Origin of the sequence: Chelatococcus daeguensis, assembly GCF_001887265.1 — a bacterium.
In the GTDB taxonomy this organism is placed as follows: domain Bacteria; phylum Pseudomonadota; class Alphaproteobacteria; order Rhizobiales; family Beijerinckiaceae; genus Chelatococcus_A; species Chelatococcus_A sambhunathii.
On sequence record NZ_CP018095.1, the window covers coordinates 400151 to 418020 of the forward strand.

Consider the following 17870-nt stretch of genomic DNA (forward strand, 5'->3'; position numbering starts at 1 on the left):
GCGCCGCATCGTGCAGGAAATGTCCGGCCCTTCAGACCTGTTTCACACCGCGCCTCTGCGGGCGGGCGGTGATGCGATAGACTGCCGCCGGCGGCACATTGCGAACGGTACGCCCGAGGTTCGTCGCCCTGAGGCCGAGCCGGTCGAGGATGGTCCGCGGCACCGGGCAGCGCATGCCGTAGGTGAACTGGTAGAAGGCACCTTGGGGCCTGAGGTGGCGAAAGGCGCCATCGAGAATGGCCATGACCTTGCGCGGCGACAGGTTGAGCAGTGGCAGGCCGCTGACGACGGCCCCGGCCGGACGTCCGTCGAACAGCTCGACCTGGGCAAGTCGGGCCGCGTCCATCCACAGCACCCGGGCCCGGTCGAAGCGCGCCTGCAGGAGGCGGGCGAAGTCGGAGCCGTATTCGACGAGCACGAGGTCGCGGGCGTCAACGCCGCGGGCGAGGATCGCCTCTGTGAAGGCGCCGGTACCGGGGCCGAGTTCGATGACGGGCGCCGAGGCCGGCCCGATCTCGCGCGTGATGAGCTCGGCGAGAGCAGCGCCGGATGGCGCAACGGCGCCGACTCGGGCCGGATCGGCGCACCAGGCGCGGAGGAACTGGACGAGATCGGATGGACGGGCGACGGACATGGCTTGCGACGATCCTTCCTATGGCGGGCCCCATTCGCTTGTCGCCGACCCGGATTGTGGAAGCATGACGCCCGCCCGGATCAGTCCTCCGGCTGCGGCAGGGCGATGCGGAAGCAGGCGCCGCCGCCGGGCGCATCGACGACGGCGATGGTGCCGCCGTGCAGACGCACGATCTCGACGACGAGATGCAGCCCGAGGCCGGTGCCGTGCGAGCGCGTGTCGAGGCGCTGGAAAGGCTCGAAGATCTGCTCGCGCTGGGCCGCAGGGATGCCGTTGCCGTCGTCCGCGATCTCGACGATGCCGCCTTCGGCAACTGTGATGGTGATGAGGCCGGGCCGGCCGGCATGGTCGATGGCGTTCTGTACGAGATTGGTTAGCGCCCGCCCCAGCCCGAGCGGGTCGCCACGCACCTTCATCGTCTTCACACACGCCTCGAACGACAGTTCGAAGCCCGCGGCGATGGCGAGCGGGGCAAGGTCGGCGGCGACCTCGCGCGCCAGGGCGACGAGGTCGAGGCTTGTCATGGCACAGGGCGCCGCATCGATGCGCTGCAGGTCCAACAGCTGGCCCGCGAGGTTGGAGAGGCGCGCGGCATCGGCGAGCAGGCGCTGCCGCTGCGGGCTGTCGTCGAGTGCCTCGAGCCGCGTCGTCAAGATGGCGATGGGCGTGCGCAGCTCGTGCGCGGCATCGACGAGGAACCGCTGGCGACGCTCGTAGCCGTCATCGAGACGGGCGAGGGCGTCGTTGACGGCCGTGACGAGCGGCACGACCTCGGCCGGCACGCCGTCGAGCGGCAGGCGCCCGCCGCGCCGGCCGGCGTCGATCTGGCGTGCCTTTTCGGCGACCGTCGTCAGGCCGGCCAGCGCCCGGCCGACGACGAGCGGCGTGGCGGTCAGCGTCGCCAGCGCCATGACGAGGACGATGGGCAGGACGATGCCGGCGAAGCTGATCGTGACGGCCCAGACGATACGCCGCAGCGGTATGTCGCTACCGGGGCCGGTCAGCACCTGCACGCGCCCGGCAGCGGTATCCATCTGCTTCAGGCGGGCGATCTGCCCTGGCGGATCGCCGAGATTCCAGCCGAAGCGCGCCTGGCCGATTCGCATTGCGAATGCGCCGATGCGCGCATAGTCATCGGGCACCCGCCCCTCGGAGAGTATGGCGCCATCCTTGTCGCGCACGACGAACCACAGGTCGGGCGAGCGCTGTCGCAATTCGGCGAGCTGCCGCGTCGGACGAAGGATGAGGCCGCCGCCGCTATCGCGCCCGAGGGCATGGGCCACGGCCTCGAGGATCGCGTCCTCGGGCTCGAGCTTGCTGGCGAAGTGGCCGCCCAGCCAGAGGGTGAGGAAGACCGCGAGGACGACGAGCGCGACGACGGCCGCCTGCACCGCGATGAGCCGCGTTACCAGGCGCCGCTTGAGCGAATGGCGCGTGCCGCCTCTCATGAGGCCGGCCGCAGCAGGTAGCCGACCCCGCGGACGTTGTGGATCTCGAGGCCTGCCCCGGCTTCGGTCAGCTTGCGGCGCAGGCGTGAGACGTGGGCGTCGAGAGCGTTCGACTGGATCTCGTCGCTGTAGCCGTAGACCGCTTCCTCCAGCATGGTGCGCATTACCGTACGGCCGGCGCGGCGCAGCAGCGTCTCGAGCACCAGGAGCTCACGGCGCGGCAGGTCGAGGCGCGCGCCCCCGACGTTCGCCTCGCGATGCTCGGTGTCGAAGGTCAGATGGCCGATGCGCAGCGAGCGCTGCGAGACGGCGCCCGGCCGGCGCAGGATGGCACGCAGGCGCGCCAGCAATTCCTCGACGGCGAAGGGCTTGGGCACATAATCGTCGGCGCCGGCGTCGAGGCCGGCAACGCGGTCCTCGATGTCGCCGCGGGCCGTGAGCACGATCACCGGCAGATGGCGCAGCGCCGCGCGCTCGCCGCCCCTGAGCCCGCGGACGAGATCGAGCCCCTCGCCATCCGGCAGGCGGCGGTCGACGAGGACGGCATGGTGTACCTCGCCCGCCAGCGCCTCGCGCGCCTCGGCGAGGCTCGTCACGTGATCGAGCACGATGTCGTGGCGCTGCAGGGCCGACGCCAGGGCGCCGGCCATCTCGACCTCATCTTCGACGAGCAGGATCCGCAATGGTCGCTCCGCTGTGCCGGATCATCATCTGTGAGCGGCGATCATTGCGGAAGCGTTGCGCCGCGCGGGTCCTGCCGTGCCCGGAATGAAAAAGGGCCGCGCGTGGCGGCCCTTCGCTCGTCCCGGCCGGCAGGCGCGGCTCACGCGGCCGTCGCGAGCGCGGCGGCCTCCAGCGCCACGGCGGCGGACTGGATGATGGCGGCGAAGCGCACCGCCGTCTGCACGGTGGCCGTCGGCAGGCCGGCATCCTTGAGCACCTTCTCGTGCGCGTCGATGCACATGCCGCAGCCGTTGATGGCCGAGACGGCCAGGGACCACAGCTCGAAATCGACCTTGTCGACGCCGGGGTTGCCGATGACGTTCATGCGCAGCTTCGCCGGCAGGGTGCCGTATTCCTTGTTCGAGGCAAGGTGGACGAAGCGGTAGTAGACGTTGTTCATCGCCATGATCGAGGCGGCGGCGCGGGCGGCGTCGAGCGCCACCGGCGACAGCTTGGCCTTGGCCTCGGCCTCGCAGGCGGCGGCCACCTCGGCGTTGCGGGTGGCGATGCCGCAGGCGAGGATGAGACCGTACTTCTGCTGCTCGCTCAGGGTTTCGTCCTGGGCCAGCGACGAAAGATTGAGCCGCACGTCCTTGGCGAAGTCGGGGATCTTGCTCTTCAGCGTGTCGAACGACATCGATTGCGTCCTTGGCTTCAGGGGCGGGTGAGGGCCGGGCATGCCCGCCCGGCCCCGCGGCTCACGCGGCTTTCAGCGTGGCGCCGCCGACCTCGCGGTTGCAGGGGCAGAGCTCGTCCGTCTGCAGGGCGTCGAGAACGCGCAGCGTGTCCTTGGGGTTGCGGCCGACGTTGAGGTTGGTCGCATAGACGTGCTGGATGGTGTTCTCGTTGTCGACGATGAAGGTGTAGCGGTAGGCGACACCGTCCGGCGAGCGCACGCCGAGCCCGTCGACCAGGGAGCCGTTGGTATCGGCGAAGGACCAGATCGGCAGCTTGTCGAGGTCGGGATGGGCGCGGCGCCAGGCGAGCTTCACGAACTCGTTGTCCGTCGAGCCGCCGAGGACGACGCAGTCACGGTCCGCGAACTCGCCGGCGAGGCGGGCGAACTCCGCGATCTCGGTCGGGCACACGAAGGTGAAGTCCTTCGGATAGAAGAAGATCACCTTCCACTTGCCGGCAAAGCTCTCGTCCGTGATCGTCTCGAAGGCGCTCTGGCCGTTCTCTTCGTGGTTGTTGAAGCCGGGCTTGACGCCGGTGACGCTGAACGAGGGGAGCTTGTCGCCGATTCCGAGCATGTCGCTTCTCCGCAAAGCAGTGGCCGCGCCGCGCCTGCCGCGCCCGCGCCGCCGAGGGGAAATTGGCTGGAAGGAGCCACGGACGCAGCTCCTGTGCAGCGCACAAATCATGCGCTGCGCCGCGACAATAGCCGCGCCGCGGCGAAAGTAAATTGCGCAGGCCGCATGGCGGGCCCGGTGCGACGAATGGCTCGCGGCTACCTGCTTTCCCTCGCCCGTGCGGGGGCGGGGAGAGCGGCGCCGTCCCTTCTATTCGCCCATCGCGATCAGGCTGGCATTGCCGCCGGCGGCAGCGGTGTTGATCGTCACCGTCTGCTCGGTGGCGAAGCGCAGGAGGTAGTGTGGTCCGCCTGCCTTCGGCCCGGTACCGGAGAGACCGTGGCCGCCGAAGGGCTGGGTCCCGACCACCGCGCCGATGATGTTGCGGTTGACGTAGACATTGCCCGTCTCGAGTCGTGCGACGATCCGCGCGACCGTGTCCTCGATGCGCGAGTGGATGCCGAGCGTCAGGCCATAGCCCGTGGCATCGATGGCGGCGATCACGTCGTCGAGCCTGTTCGCCTTGTAGCGCACGACATGCAGGATGGGGCCGAAGATCTCTTCCTTGAGGTCGCTCGGGCCGGCGAGCTCGAACACGTGGGGGCCGACATAGGTGCCCGGCGTCGGGCCGGGTGTGGCAAGATGCGTGCGGGCGCTCTCCTTCATCGCCTTGATATGGGCCTCGAGCTTCTCCTTGGCCTCGGCATCGATCACGGGCCCCACATGGACGGACGGATCGCGCGGATCGCCCACCTTGAGCTCGCGTGCGGCGCCTACCACCATCTCGATCATCCGGTCCGCGACATCCTCCTGCACGCACATGAGGCGCAGCGCCGAGCAGCGCTGACCAGCGGAGCGGAAGGCGGACGTGACGACGTCGTCGGCCACCTGCTCGGGCAGAGCGGTCGCGTCGACGATCATGGCATTGATGCCGCCCGTTTCGGCGATGAGTGGCACGATCGGCCCTTCCTTGGCGGCAAGCGTGCGGTTGATGATGCGCGCGACCTCCGTCGAGCCGGTGAAGACGACGCCGGCGACGGCCGGGTGGGCGACGAGCCGGGCGCCGATGCGCCCGTCGCCGGGCACGTAGTGGAGGGCGCTTCTCGGCACACCGGCCTCGTGCAGCAGCTTCACCGCCTCGAAGGCGATCACGGGCGTTTGCTCGGCCGGCTTGGCGACGACTGAATTGCCGGCGACGAGCGCCGCCGTCACCTGCCCGAGGAAGATGGCGAGCGGGAAATTCCACGGCGAGATGGCGACGAAGGGGCCGCGCCCGCGCAGCACGAGGCGGTTCTCTTCGCCCGTCGGGCCGGGCATCACCGTACCCTCGCCGAAGAGCCGCTCGGCCTGCCGCGCATAATAGCGGCAGAAGTCCACTGCTTCGCGTAGGTCCGCCACCGCGTCGTCGAGCGTCTTGCCGGCTTCGACCTGCAGTAGGTTGAGGAACAGCCCGCGCCGCGCCTCCAGAAGGTCGGAAGCCTTGCGGATGGCTTCGGCACGCGTCGCGGCGGGCGTTGCCGCCCAGGCACTAAAACCGGCCTTCGCCGCCGCCATCGCCACATCGGCGGTAGCCTCGTCCGCATCCTCGACGACGCCGGCGATGGTCCTGCCGTCGATGGGGCTGACGATCTCGCGGCGCGTGCCGGGCCGGGCTTCGCCGCCGACGATGGCCCGTGCCGGTGCCGTCGGCAGGCCCGCCTTCTTCAGGTCGTCCATGAGACGGGACAACTCCTCCGCGTGGCCGAATTCGACGCCGGCGGAATTGACGCGCGAGCCATAGAGCGCCGCTGGCAAAGGCAGGCGCGGGTGGGTAGCCGCCTCGGGCGTGCCGATGATCGCCGCCGGCCGCTTGAGGATCTCGGCGATCGGCACGTTCGGGTCGGCGGCCACGGAGACGAAGGAGGAATTGGCGCCGTTTTCGAGCAGGCGGCGCACCAGATAGGCGAGGAGGTCGCGGTGCCCCCCGACCGGCGCATAGGTACGGCAGGCGGTGCCCGGCATGGCCTCGAACAGTTTGCCGTAGAGCGCCTCGCCCATGCCGTGCAGGCGCTGGAACTCGAATCCGTCCGTATTGCCGGCCCGTTCGACGATGCTGGCGACGGTGAGCGCATTGTGGGTGGCGAACTGCGGAAAGATGCGCGGCCGCAAGGCAAGCAGCTTCTCGGCACAGGCCATGTAGTTCAGATCCGTCATCGCCTTGCGGGTGAAGACGGGGTAGCCGGCAAGGCCGCGCTCCTGGGCGCGCTTGATCTCCGTGTCCCAGTAGGCGCCTTTGACGAGGCGCACCATGAAGCGGCGGTTATGGTGTTCGGCGAGAGCGGCGATCCAGTCGATCACGGCCGCGGCGCGCTTCTGGTAGGCCTGGATGGCGAGGCCGAAGCCGTCCCAGCCGGCGAGCGAGGGAGCGGCGACGACGGCGGCGATGACGTCGAGCGACAGCTCCAGCCGGTCCGCCTCCTCGGCGTCGATCGTGAAGTTGAGGTCGTAGCCCTTGGCCTTTTCGGCGAGCGCGATCACCTGCGGCACGAGCTCCGCCATCACCCGCGCGTGGCTCACCGCCTCGTAGCGGGGGTGAAGCGCCGAGAGCTTCACGGAGATGCCCGGGCGGTTGGGCAGCGGCTCGTTGCCAGCGGCCCGGCCGATGGCGTCGATGGCTTGCGCATAGGAGCGCCAGTAGCGGTCAGCGTCGTCCTGCGTGCGCGCCCCCTCGCCCAGCATGTCGAAGGAATAGCGGTAGATGCGGCCCGCGCCGGACTGGGCACGCTTCAGCGCCTCCTCGATGGTCTGGCCGAGCACGAAATGGTTGCCGAGCACCCGCATGGCCTGGCGCGTCGCCGTGCGCACCGCCGGCAGGCCGATGCGCTTGGCAAGCTGGCCGAGGATGCCCTCGGGCGTCTCGCCGGGCTGGATGATGCGTGCCGTCACGCCGAGCGCCCAGGCCGAGGCTGAGACGAGGAAGGCATCGGACTTCGACTCGTGGCGGGCGAAGTCGCCCTGGCCGAGCTTGTCCTCGATCAGTCGGTCGGCGGTGACGCTGTCGGGCACGCGCAGCAGCGCTTCCGCCAGCACCATCAGCGCGAGCCCCTCGCGCGTCGACAACGAATACTCGCGCAGCAGTTCCTCGACGCCGCCGAGGCCGCCACTCCTGGAGCGGATCGCCTCGATGAGGCTTCCCGCCAGCCTATCGATGCCACGCTCGCGCTCCGGCACCAGCGCGGCCCTGGCCATGAGCTCACGGGCGATCGCCGCATCGTCGGGCGCGAAGGGGGCCCGGAAGGGCGGCAGGGGGGCATCAGGCGGGTTGTTGGCGGAAGAGGCGGAATGCATTGACGATCAACTCCTTGAGAGATCGTCAGGATACCGCGGATATCGCCGTGGTTCGATTTGACGAAAGCGGGAATTGTCAGCAAAAATCGCTATAAAAAGAAATCATGATAGTGAGAATGATAAGTGATCGACCGCACTGACAAGCGCATCCTCGCCGTCCTGCAGGCGGACGGGCGCATCACCACCGTGGAACTCGCCGAGCGAATCGGCCTGTCGCCGACCGCGACGAGCGAGCGGCTGAAGCGCCTGACGCGCGAGGGCTACATCACCGGCTATGGCGCACGGCTCGACCCGCGCAAGCTTGGCCTCGAACTGATGGTCTTCGTCGAGGTGTCCCTCGACAAGACGACACCCGACATCTTCGAGCGTTTCGCCGAAGCCGTGCGCCGCGCGCCGGAGGTGCTGGAGTGCCACATGGTGGCCGGCGGCTTCGACTATCTCGTCAAGACGCGCGTCGCCGACATGGCCGCCTACCGCCGCTTCCTCGGCGACGTGCTGCTGTCGCTGCCCGGCGTCACCGAGACGCGCACCTATGCCGTGATGGAGGAGGTGAAGAGCGACGGCGCGCTGCCGGTGGCATAGGCGGCCGGGCGGAGGACTGAAACGTTAGGAAAAGATACGCTTTGTGACCGGCTGGCCAGCCATCGTCCTTGACAGGCGCGGCAGTGCCGTCACGATCAGCAGGAAGGAGCTCTTTCGCCGGTTTCGGCCCGGTACGAATATTGCTTCGACAACGATGACGCGCCTTACGCGTCCGCACGCTTCCAGTCTGGAGTCCGTCCGATGTCCCTTCCGTCCGTATTGAGCCCCTTCGGTCAGTGCCGGCGTACCGCCTTGAGGACCTTCGCCGGTGTCGTGGCCGGTGCCGCTGTGTTCTGGACGGGCGCCGCGGCGGCGCAAACGCCCCTGCGTTTCACGCTCGACTGGCGGTTCGAGGGGCCGGCGGCGCCGTTCCTGGTCGCCATCGACAAGGGCTATTTCAAGGACGAGGGGCTGGACGTCACCATCGACACCGGCAACGGCTCGCGCGAGGCCATCCCGCGTGTCGCCTCGGGCACCTATGACATGGGCTTCGGCGATATCAACTCGCTGGTGCGCTTCCGCGACGAGAACCCCAATGTCGATGTGAAGGCGGTGATGATGGTCTACGACCGGCCGCCCTTCTCCATCATCGGCCGCAAGAGCCGCGGCATCTCCTCCGATCCCAAGAGCCTCGAGGGCAAGACCTTCGGCGCTCCGGTCGCCGACGGAGCCTTCGCCCAGTGGCCGATCTTCAAGCAGGTCAACGGGCTCGACGATTCCAAGATGAAGTTCGAGAACGTCGGCTTCCCGGTGCGCGAGCCCATGCTCGCCTCCGGCGAGGTCGACGCCATCTTCGGCTTTGCCATGTCGTCGCTCATCAACCTGAAGTCGCGCGGCGTCGCCGTGGACGACATCGTCGTCATGCTGATGGGCGACTATGGCGTCGAGCTCTACGGCAATGCCATCATGGTCTCGGCCAAGTTTGCGGAGGAGAAGCCGGAGGCGGTGAAGGGCTTCCTGCGCGCCTTCGTGCGCGGCCTGAAAGACACCGTCGCCAATCCCTCCGCCGCGGTCGACAGCGTCATCAAGCGCAACGACGTCGCCAAGAAGGAGGTGGAGCTCGAGCGCCTGCAGATGAACCTGGCCCAGAACGTCATCACGCCCTGGGTCAAGGAGAACGGCTTCGGCGGCATCGACGCGACGCGGTTCGAGAAGGCGCTGGAGCAGATCGGCCTCACCTTCACCTTCAAGAACAAGCCGGTCGCCGGCGACATCTTCGTCGACACCTACCTGCCCCCGCACGCCGAGCGGATGATCGACTGACCGTTCCGTCGCGTCGTCCGCCTCGCCCGGCCGCCGTCTCCCGGCGGCCGGCTCCGTGGCCAAGGGAAAGGTGAGCCGCTTGAATGCTTTCGTCGCCCTGAAGGACGTCACCCACGCCTATGGCAGCGGTGACGGCTTTCCCGCCGTCGAGCACCTGTCGCTCTCCATCGCCGAGGGCGAGTTCGCCGCGGTTGTCGGCCCCTCCGGTTGCGGCAAGTCCACGCTGATGAAGCTCGCCACGGGCCTGCAGTTCCCGCGCGCCGGCACCATCCTCGTCGGCGGTGCGCCGGTGACACAGCCGGTGAGAATCGCCGGCATGGCCTTCCAGAACCCGACGCTGCTGCCGTGGCGCACCACGCTCGAGAACCTGCTCCTGCCGCTCGAGATCGTCGAGCCGCACCGCAGCCGGCTAAAGCGCGAGCGCGGCAGCTACGTCGCCAAGGCCGAGCGCCTGCTCGCCCAGGTGGGGCTCAAGGGCCAGGGCGGGAAATATCCGTGGGAGCTCTCGGGCGGCATGCAGCAGCGTGCCTCCCTGTGCCGAGCGCTCATCCATGAGCCGCAGCTCCTTCTCCTCGACGAACCCTTCGGCGCGCTCGACGCCTTCACGCGCGAGGAGCTGTGGTGCGTGATCCGCGATCTGCACGCCGAACGCCGGATGACGGTGGTGCTCGTCACCCACGATCTGCGCGAGGCCACCTTCCTCGCCGACCGCATCTTCTGCATGAGCGCTCGCCCCGGCCGCATCGTCGCCGAGCGCGTGGTCGACTTTCCCCGTCCGCGCGACCTCGAGGTCACCTACACCAAGGCGTTCATCGACATCGTGCACGAGCTGCGCGGTCACATCGCCGATGCGAGGAAGACAGCATGAGCGCCGAGGCCGACACCGTCTCCGCTACAGCTGAAGCCGAGGCGCGCGCCGTGCGTGACGCCGCTGCGCGCGCCCGGGCATCGCAGGCGCGCCGGCTCATGCTGGCGCCCTGGCTCTGCACAATCGGCTTCTTCCTGCTATGGGAGGTGTTCTGCCGCGTCTTCGGCGTCTCCTCCTATGTGCTGCCGGCGCCGAGCGACATCCTCGACGCGACCATCGCCTATTGGTGGCCGCTCCTGTTCCACTCCTTCCACACGCTGTGGATGACCACGGCCGGATTCATCCTCGCCATCGTCTTCGGCCTCGTGCTCGGGCTGGCGCTCGGCGCCTCGCGCTTCGTCCATGCCGGGCTCTATCCGCTCCTCGTCGGCTTCAACGCCATTCCCAAGGTGGCGGTGGTGCCGATCCTCGTCATCTGGTTCGGCGTCGGCTGGCTGCCGGCGGTGCTCACCGCCTTCATGATCTCCTTCTTCCCCATCGTCGTGAATGTCGCCACCGGCCTCGCCACCATCGAGCCGGAGGTGGAGGACGTGCTCAGGGCGCTCGGCGCGAGGAAGCTCGACATCATGCTGAAGGTGGGCGTGCCGCGCTCGCTGCCCTACTTCTTCGGCTCGCTGAAGGTGGCGATCACGCTCGCCTATGTCGGCTCGGTGATCGCGGAGTACAATGCCTCGCGCAACGGCATCGGCAACCTGATGGCGCGCGCCAGCGCGGACTTCAACGTACCGCTGCTCTTCGCCGCCCTCATCGCGCTCGCCGTCCTCGGCATCATGATCTACGCCGTGATGGCCTGGCTGGAGCGGCGCATGACCGGTTGGGCCCAGCGCTCGCAGTTCGCCGCCTGATCGTCCGGCGCCCCCGGCCGGCATGGTGATTTTGCGGCGTTTTGCCTATAAACACGGCACGTCCCACACGAGGGGTGCCGATGCTGCCCGACATTCGCGACTATGCTGCGCTCGTTGCCGGCTTCCGCTGGCGTATTCCCGAGCGCTACAACATCGGCGTCGATTGCTGTGACCGCTGGGCGGCGGCGGATCCCGAGCGGCCGGCCATCCTCGATGTCGCTCGCGACGGCACGGTCGAGGCCCTGACCTATGGCACCCTGCGGCGCCGCTCGAACCGTCTTGCCCATGCGCTCGGCCGCCGTGGCATCGCGGCCGGCGACCGGGTGGCGATCCTCCTGCCGCAGTCGCAGCAGGTGGCGATCGCCCATATCGCCATCTACAAGCTCGGCGCCGTTGCCCTGCCGCTTGCCATGCTCTTTGGCGTCGACGCGCTGAGCTACCGCCTCGTGGACGCGGGCGCCCGCGCCATCATTACCAATGCCGCCGGCCTTGCGACGCTCGAGGCCATCGACGTGCCGTTGCCCGACCTCGCCGTGATCGTCAGCACCGACGGACCGGACGGCACGGCGATCGGCTTCGACGAGATGCTCGCGGAGGCGGATGAGGACTTCGTGCCGCGTGACACGGGGCCGGACGATCCCGCCATGATGATCTATACCTCGGGCACTACCGGCAATCCCAAGGGCGCCTTGCACGGCCATCGCGTGCTGCTCGGCCACCTGCCGGGTGTGGAGATGCCGCACGAGTTCCTGCCCCGGCCGGGCGACAGGCTGTGGACGCCGGCCGACTGGGCCTGGGCGGGCGGCCTGCTCAATGTGCTGCTGCCCGGCCTGCATCACGGCGTGCCGGTGGTGGCGCGCAAGTTCGAGAAGTTCGACCCGGAAGAAGCCTTCGACCTCATGGCGCGCCTTGAGGTGCGCAACACCTTCATTCCGCCGACGGCGCTCCGGATGCTGCGCAGCGTGCCGCGGCTCCGGGCGCGCTTTAACCTCCGCCTGCGGACCCTCGCCTCGGGCGGAGAGGCGCTGGGCGAGGCGACCTTCGCCTGGGGCCGGGAGGAGCTCGGGCTCACCATCAACGAGTTCTACGGCCAGACCGAGTGCAACCTCGTGCTCGCCTCCTGCGCCGCGATCGGCGTCTCGCGTGCCGCGGCGATCGGCAAACCGGTGCCGGGCCACACCGTGGCGGTCATCCGGCGGGACGGCACGCGCTGCGAGGCGGGGGAACTCGGGCAGATCGCGGTGCTGCGGCCCGATCCCGTGATGTTCCTCGAATACTGGCGCCGGCCCGAGGCGACGCGCGACAAGTTCGTCGGCGACTGGATGACGACGGGCGATCAGGGCAGCCTGGACGCCGACGGCTACATCCACTTCGTCGGCCGCGACGACGACGTCATCACCTCGGCCGGCTACCGCATCGGTCCAGGAGAGATCGAGGATTGCCTCATCAAGCACGAGGCCGTCTCGCTCGCGGCCGTGGTCGGCAAGCCGGATCCGGTGCGCACGGAGATCGTCAAGGCCTTCATCGTGCTGCGCGACGGCTATGTGCCATCCGAGGCCCTCGCCGCCGACATCAAGGCCTTCGTGCGCGAGCGTCTGTCAGCCCACGAATACCCGCGCGAGATCGCCTTTCGCGACGAACTGCCGCTGACGACCACGGGCAAGGTGATCCGCCGGCTGCTGCGGTCCGAGGCCTGACGGCAAGCCGCCTCGACGCAAAAGGCCGCCCTGCAGGGCGGCCTTTCAAAAGGCTGTGGCGAGAATGCTCAGTGCACCAGCGCGTCGCGCAGCTCGGTGAGCTGGGAGAGGCGCTCGGCCGCCGCCTGGCGAGCTTCGTCGGTCTTGGCGTCGGCCACGTCTTCCTCGGCATCGCGGACGTGCTGGGCGAGTGTCGCGACGTCAAGCTCTTCCATCGGCAGCGCCACTTCGGCGAGGATGGTGAGGCCATCCGGGCCGACATCGGCGAATCCGCCGCGCACGAAGAGGCGGCGCACGGCGCCCTTGCCCTCGCTGACGGCGACGACGCCGGGCTTGAGCACGGCCATCACCGGCGCGTGGCCGGCCATCACCGTCATCTCGCCCTCGCTCGAAGGCACGACGACGCTCTCGACCTCGCCGGAGAAGAGAAGCCGCTCGGGTGAGACGAGCTCGAACGTAAAAGTCGCCATGTCGATCTGTCTCCGAAACAGGAATCGGGCCTTTGCGCCGTCAGGCCCGGCCAAGGCGGGGGCCGCGGCCGGACGCTTGAAGCTTACGCGGCTTCGGCGGCGAGGCGCTTGGCCTTCTCGACCGCCTGCTCGATCGTGCCGACCATGTAGAAGGCGGCCTCCGGCAGGTGGTCATAGGCGCCTTCGCACAGGCCCTTGAAGCCCTTGATGGTGTCCTCGATGGCGACGAGCTGGCCCGGCGCACCGGTGAACACCTCGGCGACGAAGAACGGCTGCGACAGGAAGCGCTCGATCTTGCGGGCGCGCGCTACCGTGAGCTTGTCCTCTTCCGAGAGTTCGTCCATGCCGAGAATGGCGATGATGTCCTGCAGCGACTTGTAGCGCTGCAGGATCTGCTGCACCTGGCGGGCCACCTGGTAGTGCTCCTCGCCGACGATGCGCGGGTCGAGCATGCGCGAGGTGGAGTCGAGCGGGTCGACGGCCGGGTAGATGCCCTTCTCGGAGATGGCGCGCGACAGCACGGTCGTGGCGTCGAGGTGGGCGAAGGACGTGGCCGGCGCCGGGTCGGTCAGGTCGTCGGCCGGCACGTAGATCGCCTGCACCGAGGTGATCGAGCCCTTCGTCGTGGTGGTGATGCGCTCCTGCAGGGCGCCCATGTCTGTGGCGAGCGTCGGCTGATAGCCCACTGCCGAGGGAATGCGGCCGAGAAGCGCCGACACCTCGGAGCCCGCCTGCGTGAAGCGGAAGATGTTGTCGACGAAGAACAGCACGTCCTGGCCCTTGTCGCGGAAATGCTCAGCGACGGTGAGGCCGGTGAGCGCGACGCGGGCGCGGGCGCCGGGCGGCTCGTTCATCTGGCCGTAGACGAGGGCGCACTTGGAGCCGGCTGTCGAGCCGCCGTGCTCCTTCGGGTCCTTGTTCACGCCCGATTCGATCATCTCGTGGTAGAGGTCGTTGCCCTCGCGCGTACGCTCTCCGACGCCGGCGAACACCGAGTAGCCGCCGTGGGCCTTGGCGACGTTGTTGATGAGCTCCTGGATGAGCACGGTCTTGCCGACGCCGGCGCCGCCGAAGAGGCCGATCTTGCCGCCACGGGCGTAAGGGGCGAGGAGGTCGATGACCTTGATGCCGGTGACGAGGATCTGCGCTTCGGTGGACTGCTCGGCATAGCTCGGGGCCGGCTGGTGTATGGCGCGCGTGTCCTCGGCCGGGACAGGGCCGGCCTCGTCCACCGGCTCGCCGATGACGTTCATGATGCGGCCGAGTGTGCCGTCGCCGACCGGCACCTTGATCGGGGCGCCCGTGTCCGTCACCGCCTGGCCGCGCACAAGACCCTCGGAGGTGTCCATCGCGATGCAGCGCACGGTGTTCTCGCCGAGCTGCTGGGCCACCTCGAGCACGAGCCGGTTGCCCTGGTTCGTCGTCTCGAGCGCGTTCAGGATCTCCGGCAGGTGCCCGTCGAACTGCACGTCGACGACCGCGCCGATGACCTGGGTGATGCGTCCGACCGCCTTGTCGCTCGCCTTGTTCGCCATTTTCTAAACCCTCACGGTCCAATCAGAGCGGGGCCTCAAAGAGCCTCGGCGCCCGAGATGATTTCGATGAGTTCCTTGGTGATCATCGCCTGACGCGTCCGGTTGTAGGTCAGCGTCTGCTTCTTGATCATTTCGCCGGCATTGCGCGTCGCGTTGTCCATGGCGGACATGCGCGCGCCCTGCTCGGAGGCACCGTTCTCGAGCAGCGCCCGGAAGATCTGCACCGAGACGTTGCGCGGCAGGAGTGCTGCGAGGATCTCCTCCTCGCCCGGCTCGTAGTCGTAGACGGCATCGAGGCCGGTCGCCGCCTTCGTCTCGCCGTCGAACTCGGCCGGAATGATCTGCTGCGCCGTCGGCACCTGCGAGATCACCGACTTGAACTTGCTGTAGAACAGCGTCGCCACGTCGAACTCGCCGGCGTCGAACATCTGCAGCACCTTGCGGCCCACGGCGTCGGCGTTCTCGAAGCCGATCTGGCGCACCGAGCGCAGTTCGATGAGCTCGATGATCTGATCCTTGAACTGCCGGCGCAGGATGTCGTAGCCCTTCTTGCCGACGCACAGGATCTTCACCGTCTTGCCCTGCGCCATCAGCGCATTGGCCTTGTCGCGGGCAAGACGCGCGATGGAGCTGTTGAAGGCGCCGCACAGGCCGCGCTCGGCCGTGCAGACGATCAAGAGGTGCGTCTCGTCACGGCCCGTGCCGGCGAGAAGGCGCGGCGCGCCTTCCGTCACCGTCATGCGCGAGGCGAGGTTGGCGAGGACCGTCTCCATGCGTTCGGCATAGGGACGGGCCGCCTCGGCCGCCGTCTGGGCACGGCGCAGCTTGGCTGCCGCCACCATCTGCATGGCCTTGGTGATCTTCTGCGTCGCCTTCACCGAGGCGATGCGGTTGCGCAGATCCTTCAAGCTCGGCATGACGAGCGCCTATTCCCCGTTGCTGCGATGGCAGGTGCGGCTCACGCGGACGCCCCTCAGGCGAACGTCTTGGCGAAGGCCTCGACGACGTCCTTGAGCTTGGCGGCCGTCTCGTCGGACAGGTCCTTCGAGGAGCGGATCGCATCGAGGATGTCGGTGTGCTTGGCGCGCAGGACGCCGAGCAGCCCCTCCTCGAAATCGCGCACCCTGTTGACCGGCAGCGGATCGAGGTAGCCGTTGACGCCGGCGTAGATCACGCAGACCTGCTCTTCCATCTTCAGCGGCGAGAACTGCGGCTGCTTCAGGAGCTCGGTGAGGCGCGCGCCGCGGTTGAGCAGGCGCTGCGTCGTGGCGTCGAGGTCGGAGCCGAACTGCGCGAAGGCTGCCATCTCGCGGTACTGCGCAAGCTCGCCCTTGATCTTGCCGGCGACCTTCTTCATCGCCTTGGTCTGGGCGGAGGAGCCGACGCGCGACACCGAGAGGCCGACGTTCACGGCCGGGCGGATGCCCTGGTAGAACAGGTCGGTCTCAAGGAAGATCTGGCCGTCGGTGATCGAGATGACGTTGGTCGGGATGTAGGCCGACACGTCGTTCGCCTGCGTCTCGATGACCGGCAGGGCGGTGAGCGAACCGTTGCCGTTGTCGTCGTTCATCTTCGCTGCCCGCTCGAGCAGGCGCGAGTGCAGGTAGAACACGTCACCCGGATAGGCCTCGCGGCCCGGCGGGCGGCGCAGAAGCAGGGACATCTGGCGGTAGGCGACGGCCTGCTTGGACAGGTCGTCGTAGACGATCACGGCATGCATGCCGTTGTCGCGGAAGAACTCGCCCATGGCGCAGCCCGAGAACGGCGCCAGGAACTGCATCGGCGCCGGGTCGGAGGCGGTTGCGGCGATGATGATCGAGTATTCGAGCGCGCCGTTCTCTTCCAGCACCTTCACGAACTGGGCGACTGTGGAGCGCTTCTGGCCGACGGCGACATAGACGCAGTAGAGCTTCTGGCTCTCGTCGCCGGTCGCGTGCAGCGGCTTCTGGTTGAGGATGGTGTCAAGGGCGATCGCCGTCTTGCCGGTCTGGCGATCGCCGATGATCAGCTCGCGCTGGCCGCGGCCGATCGGGATGAGCGCATCGATCGACTTGAGGCCGGTGGCCATAGGCTCGTGAACGGACTTGCGTGGGATGATGCCCGGCGCCTTGACGTCCACGCGGCGACGCTCGTCGGCCTGGATCGGGCCCTTGCCGTCGATCGGGTTACCGAGCGCGTCGACGACGCGGCCGAGCAGGCCCTTGCCCACCGGCACGTCCACGATGGCGCCCGTGCGCTTCACCGTCTGGCCTTCGGCGATCTCGCGGTCGGAGCCGAAGACGACGACGCCGACATTGTCGGCCTCGAGGTTCAGGGCCATGCCGCGCACGCCCGACTCGAACTCGACCATCTCGCCGGCCTGCACATTGTCGAGACCGTAGCAACGGGCGATACCGTCACCGACCGACAGAACCTGGCCGACCTCGGTGACCTCGGCCTCGGAGCCGAAGTTCTTGATCTGCTCCTTGAGGATTGCGGAAATTTCCGCGGCGCGGATGTCCATCAGCCGACCTCTTTCATGGCGAAACGGATCGAATTCAGTTTGTAGCGAAGGCTCGCATCGACCATGCGGCTGCCCAGCTTGACGATGAGACCGCCGAGGATGGCGGGATCAATCTTGACGTCGAGGGCGATCTCGCCCCCGGCAACGGCCTTGACCGCCGCCTTGATCTCGTCGAGCGCCTTCTGCGAGGGCTCCTCGGCGAGGGTGACCTCGGCGTGCACGATGCCCTTCTCGCGGGCGACGAGCGCGCTGTAGGCACGCACCATGTCACGCACCGCGAAGAGGCGACGTTTCGACGCAACGAGGCGGATGAAGTTGGCGGCGAGCCCGCCGATGCCGGCCTTGGCGAGAACGGCGGCGACGCCCCGTTCCTGCTCCTCCGCGCTGAACGCGGGGCTCGTCACGAGGCGGGCAAGGTCGGGGCTTCCGGCCACGAGCGCATCGAAGCGCTTGAGGTCGCCCTCGACCGCTTCGAGGCTGCCGGCTTCCTTGGCCAGGTCGAACAGCGCCGAGGCGTAGCGCCCGGCAACTCCTGCTATGATAGTTCCGCCTTGAGCCACAGGGCTTCTCTCTTGCTCTCAAGAACCAACGGTCGTCACCGATTGCCTCGGCGGCGCCTGATCCTTCGCGCGGGGACACGGAAATGGCGAGGACAGACACGATCTGCCCGGAAGGCGCCGGTG

General features: G+C 68.2%; 16 protein-coding genes. 5 read left to right on the forward strand and 11 right to left on the reverse strand.

The genetic code is table 11. The annotated features are described in order from the left end of the window. Positions 1-31 precede the first annotated feature (31 nt). From BOQ54_RS01850 to putA, 6 genes are all read right to left on the reverse strand, one after another. On the reverse strand, positions 32-634 hold the full coding sequence (locus BOQ54_RS01850) for a class I SAM-dependent methyltransferase (RefSeq protein WP_071923140.1): 603 nt from the start codon (positions 632-634) through the stop codon (positions 32-34). A gap of 80 nt (positions 635-714) precedes the next feature. Next, a complete protein-coding gene (locus BOQ54_RS01855) occupies positions 715-2082 on the reverse strand; it encodes a sensor histidine kinase (protein ID WP_055459859.1) in 1368 nt (455 codons plus the stop codon). Further along, positions 2079-2765, reverse strand: a complete 687-nt coding sequence (locus BOQ54_RS01860) for a response regulator transcription factor (protein ID WP_055459858.1) — start codon at positions 2763-2765, stop codon at positions 2079-2081. The genes BOQ54_RS01855 and BOQ54_RS01860 overlap by 4 nt, the downstream gene beginning before the upstream one ends. Before the next feature lie 140 nt (positions 2766-2905). Continuing rightward, positions 2906-3442, reverse strand: a complete 537-nt coding sequence (locus BOQ54_RS01865; protein ID WP_019402474.1) for a carboxymuconolactone decarboxylase family protein — start codon at positions 3440-3442, stop codon at positions 2906-2908. Positions 3443-3503: 61 nt separating this feature from the next. Continuing rightward, positions 3504-4058, reverse strand: a complete 555-nt coding sequence (locus BOQ54_RS01870) for a peroxiredoxin (protein ID WP_019402473.1) — start codon at positions 4056-4058, stop codon at positions 3504-3506. 249 nt (positions 4059-4307) lie between these two features. Next, on the reverse strand, positions 4308-7424 hold the full coding sequence (gene putA, locus BOQ54_RS01875; protein ID WP_071923141.1) for a bifunctional proline dehydrogenase/L-glutamate gamma-semialdehyde dehydrogenase PutA: 3117 nt from the start codon (positions 7422-7424) through the stop codon (positions 4308-4310). A 123-nt stretch (positions 7425-7547) separates the two neighbouring features. On the opposite strand from putA, the gene BOQ54_RS01880 reads away from it, so the two are divergent. The 5 genes from BOQ54_RS01880 (at position 7548) to BOQ54_RS01900 (ending at position 12679) form a co-directional block, all read left to right on the forward strand. Further along, entirely contained in the window at positions 7548-8006 is a 459-nt protein-coding gene (locus tag BOQ54_RS01880) for an Lrp/AsnC ligand binding domain-containing protein (RefSeq protein ID WP_055459856.1), read from the forward strand. Between the two features lie 201 nt (positions 8007-8207). Beyond that, complete coding sequence (locus tag BOQ54_RS01885; RefSeq protein ID WP_055459855.1) at positions 8208-9269, forward strand: ABC transporter substrate-binding protein; 1062 nt, start codon at positions 8208-8210, stop codon at positions 9267-9269. Between the two features lie 79 nt (positions 9270-9348). Next, complete coding sequence (locus BOQ54_RS01890; protein ID WP_019402743.1) at positions 9349-10137, forward strand: ABC transporter ATP-binding protein; 789 nt, start codon at positions 9349-9351, stop codon at positions 10135-10137. A 98-nt stretch (positions 10138-10235) separates the two neighbouring features. Then, positions 10236-10982: an ABC transporter permease gene (locus BOQ54_RS01895; RefSeq protein WP_063188321.1), complete on the forward strand. Its 747-nt coding sequence runs from the start codon at positions 10236-10238 to the stop codon at positions 10980-10982. A gap of 80 nt (positions 10983-11062) precedes the next feature. Next, positions 11063-12679, forward strand: a complete 1617-nt coding sequence (locus BOQ54_RS01900) for an acyl-CoA synthetase (RefSeq protein ID WP_071923142.1) — start codon at positions 11063-11065, stop codon at positions 12677-12679. A 68-nt stretch (positions 12680-12747) separates the two neighbouring features. Here BOQ54_RS01900 and BOQ54_RS01905 read toward each other — a convergent pair whose 3' ends face one another. The 5 genes from BOQ54_RS01905 to BOQ54_RS01925 all read right to left on the reverse strand — a co-directional run bounded on the left by BOQ54_RS01905 (position 12748) and on the right by BOQ54_RS01925 (position 17747). Then, positions 12748-13149: a F0F1 ATP synthase subunit epsilon gene (locus BOQ54_RS01905; protein ID WP_055459853.1), complete on the reverse strand. Its 402-nt coding sequence runs from the start codon at positions 13147-13149 to the stop codon at positions 12748-12750. 83 nt (positions 13150-13232) lie between these two features. After that, complete coding sequence (atpD, locus tag BOQ54_RS01910) at positions 13233-14684, reverse strand: F0F1 ATP synthase subunit beta (RefSeq protein ID WP_055459852.1); 1452 nt, start codon at positions 14682-14684, stop codon at positions 13233-13235. Positions 14685-14719: 35 nt separating this feature from the next. Then, positions 14720-15601: a F0F1 ATP synthase subunit gamma gene (locus BOQ54_RS01915; protein WP_071923143.1), complete on the reverse strand. Its 882-nt coding sequence runs from the start codon at positions 15599-15601 to the stop codon at positions 14720-14722. Between the two features lie 56 nt (positions 15602-15657). Further along, positions 15658-17187: a F0F1 ATP synthase subunit alpha gene (gene atpA / locus BOQ54_RS01920; protein ID WP_063188069.1), complete on the reverse strand. Its 1530-nt coding sequence runs from the start codon at positions 17185-17187 to the stop codon at positions 15658-15660. Further along, positions 17187-17747 (reverse strand): F0F1 ATP synthase subunit delta, encoded by a 561-nt coding sequence (locus BOQ54_RS01925; protein ID WP_055459849.1) that lies wholly within the window; start codon positions 17745-17747, stop codon positions 17187-17189. Before BOQ54_RS01925 ends, atpA begins: the two co-directional genes overlap by 1 nt. Between the last annotated feature and the right edge of the window lie 123 nt (positions 17748-17870).